Origin of the sequence: Nostoc sp. (assembly GCF_036917455.1) — a bacterium.
Classification (GTDB): domain Bacteria; phylum Cyanobacteriota; class Cyanobacteriia; order Cyanobacteriales; family Nostocaceae; genus Nostoc.
Map to the genome: position 1 here is coordinate 1 of NZ_JBALDK010000042.1, position 2,980 is coordinate 2,980.

General features: G+C 37.3%; 3 protein-coding genes. All 3 read left to right on the forward strand.

The features are described 5' to 3' along the window. The coding region (locus V7K42_RS04630; protein ID WP_334913980.1) for an ABC transporter substrate-binding protein at positions 1–1,126 on the forward strand (1,126 nt) is incomplete at its 5' end. Positions 1,127–1,128: 2 nt separating this feature from the next. Then, complete coding sequence (locus V7K42_RS04635) at positions 1,129–2,217, forward strand: iron ABC transporter permease (protein WP_334913982.1); 1,089 nt, start codon at positions 1,129–1,131, stop codon at positions 2,215–2,217. Next, the coding region (locus V7K42_RS04640) for an ABC transporter ATP-binding protein (RefSeq protein WP_334913984.1) at positions 2,214–2,980 on the forward strand (767 nt) is incomplete at its 3' end. The genes V7K42_RS04635 and V7K42_RS04640, both read left to right, overlap by 4 nt.

Sequence of the window (2,980 nt, forward strand, 5' to 3'; positions counted from 1 at the left end):
AGCAATTAATACCTTTACAAATACCAATAATAACGGCTGTATTCAAAAATATGACTCCAATACTGATTACTTTCCTAATAAAATTCAGATTACTCATGCAACAGGCTTTGCAGTAGAGTATCATAAACACTACAAAACCGTCACTATAAAAAATCCTTGGCAGAATGCCAACACAGGTTTTCAATATGTTTTAGTCCAATGTGGAACTCCCACGCCAAAAGGATTTAATCAAGCAAGGGTAATTACAGTTCCCATTAATTCCATAGTTTCTCTATCTACTACTCATTTACCCCACCTAGCCAAATTAGGTGTAGTTGATAAACTAATTGGTATTAGTAATAGCAAACAAGTCAATACTCCTGATGTAGTCGAGAGAATCAAAGCGGGAAAGGTAACACAAGTAGGTGATAATTCAAATGTGGATATAGAGAAAGTACTAGAATTAAATCCTGACTTGGTGACAACTTTTGGTACTGGAAATTCCCAAACTGATAGTTATGCCAAACTCACGGAGGCGGGTTTGAAAGTGGGGATAAATTCTGAATATATGGAAAACACACCACTGGGAAGAAGCGAATGGTTAAAATTTACGGCTCTGTTTTTTAATAAAGACGAACAAGCCGAAAAAATATTTAGTGAAATTGCCAATAAATATGAACGAGTAGCTCAAAAAGCTAAATCTGTAAAAAATCGTCCAACTATATTTGTGGGATTCAATTTTAAAGGTACTTGGTATATGCCTGGAGGCAAAAGTTATGTAGCTAAATATCTGGCTGACGCAGGAACCAATTATCTCTGGAGTGATGATAAATCCTCTGGTAGTTTACCTTTATCTTTTGAAGTTGTTTTGGAACGTGCAGCGAATGCTGACTACTGGTTAAATTTTAGTCAATCTTGGAAAAATCTAAAAGATTTAGTAGCTGAAGATAATCGCTATGCTGATTTTAAGGCTGTGAAAACAGGCAATCTTTACAATAATAATGCCCGTATCAATGAAAGTGGAGGTAATGATTACTGGGAAAGCGGAATTAGTAACCCAGATATGGTTTTATCTGACTTGATTAAAATACTGCATCCAGAGATATTACCTAACCATAAACTATTTTATTACCACAAACTTAATTAATAATGTTAAGCAAAAAATATAAATTTAAATTTTCCCTAATAACCCAAAAAGCTCCGTTTTTCAAAACTATTATTTTTTTAATTATACTTATAAGTTTAATCTTGGCTTTTTTATTAGACTTGGCTTTAGGTTCAGTTGATATTCCTGTTAATGAAGTAATCAAAATTTTGCTAGGACAAGAAGCAGAAAAAGTGACATGGACTCATATTATTCTCAAATTTCGCCTACCTAAAGCTTTAACTGCAATTTTAGCAGGTGCAGCTTTAGGTGTAAGTGGCTTACAAATGCAAACCCTATTTAAAAATCCCTTAGCGGGGCCATTTGTGTTGGGTATTAGTTCTGGTGCAAGTTTAGGTGTAGCGTTAGTTGTGTTGACAGCAAGTGTAACAACACCAACATTATTAGCAGATTTGGGAATCGTTGCTGATTTTGGTTTAGTCATAGCCGCAAGTCTAGGGGCAGCATCAGTTTTAGGAATGATGTTAGTTGTTTCTCGCCGAGTGCAAGATACGATGACACTATTAATTTTAGGTTTATTGTTTGGTTATGCTACTAGTGCAATTGTTAGTATTTTGTTGCAGTTTAGCTCAAAAGAACGCATTCAAAGTTATATTATGTGGACTTTTGGTAGTTTTGCTGGGGTGACTTGGAAACAGTTAGTTGTTTTAATTCCTGTGATACTTTTGAGTTTATTCTTAGCAGTGCTACAATCAAAATCTTTGAATGCACTTTTACTTGGTGAATCTTATGCACGTAGTCTAGGTTTAACTGTGCAAAAAACTAGATTTTCAATTATTACGAGTGCGTCTATATTAGCTGGAGCAATTACTGCTTTTTGTGGCCCTATAGCGTTTCTAGGTGTGGCTATTCCCCATTTGTGTCGTAGTCTGTTCAATACTTCCGACCATCGGATATTAATCCCTAGCGTAACAATAATGGGTGCAATCTTAGCATTGTTTGCAGATTTGTTTTCTCAACTTGCGGTAAGTCAGATGGTTTTACCTTTAAATGCTGTCACCGCTTTGATTGGAACTCCTGTTGTGACTTGGATAATTCTGCGGCGTAATTCCCAAAAATCTTTTCCGTCATGAATGATGCGATTTTAACAACTCACAACTTGACTATTGGTTATAAAACATCCCGAAAAACTGTTCGGTGTGTTGCATCGGATATTTCGGTATCTCTCTTAGCTGGGGAACTTGTTTGCTTACTTGGCCCCAATGGTGCAGGTAAATCTACATTACTGCGATCGCTCGCCGGAATGCAATCCCCAATCGATGGTGAAGTGCGACTCTTGGGAGAAAATATTTACAAGTTAGCACCACAAGAATTAGCCAAACGTCTGAGTTTGGTACTCACCGAGAAAGTTGATGTAGGAATGCTATCAGCTTACACCTTGGTAACTCTGGGACGATATCCTTACACTGATTGGTGGGGAAATTTGACACCCCAAGATGAAGCTATAGTAACTTGGGCAATAAAATCTGTAGGAGCAGTACACTTAGCACAACGCCAAGTTAGCGAATTAAGTGATGGTGAACGCCAAAAAATTATGATTGCGCGTGCTTTGGCTCAGTCGCCTATTGTAATGTTACTTGATGAGCCAACAGCATTTTTAGATTTACCGCGACGGGTGGAAATTATGCAATTGTTGCGTCAGTTAGCACGAGAAACCAATCAAGCTATTCTCCTTTCTACCCACGATTTAGATTTAGCTTTGCGTCTAGCGGATAAAGTTTGGCTATTAGCAACTAATGGAATTTTACACGTTGGCGCACCGGAAGATTTAGTGTTGAGTGGTGCATTTGCTGATACTTTCGAGAGTGAAGGTGTAGAGTTTGATGTTGCTTCTGG

Excerpts from the sequence above, each read along its gene's own strand:
- V7K42_RS04635 (WP_334913982.1), top strand. The coding sequence starts at position 1,129 with ATGTTAAGCAAAAAATATAAATTTAAATTTTCCCTAATAACCCAAAAA.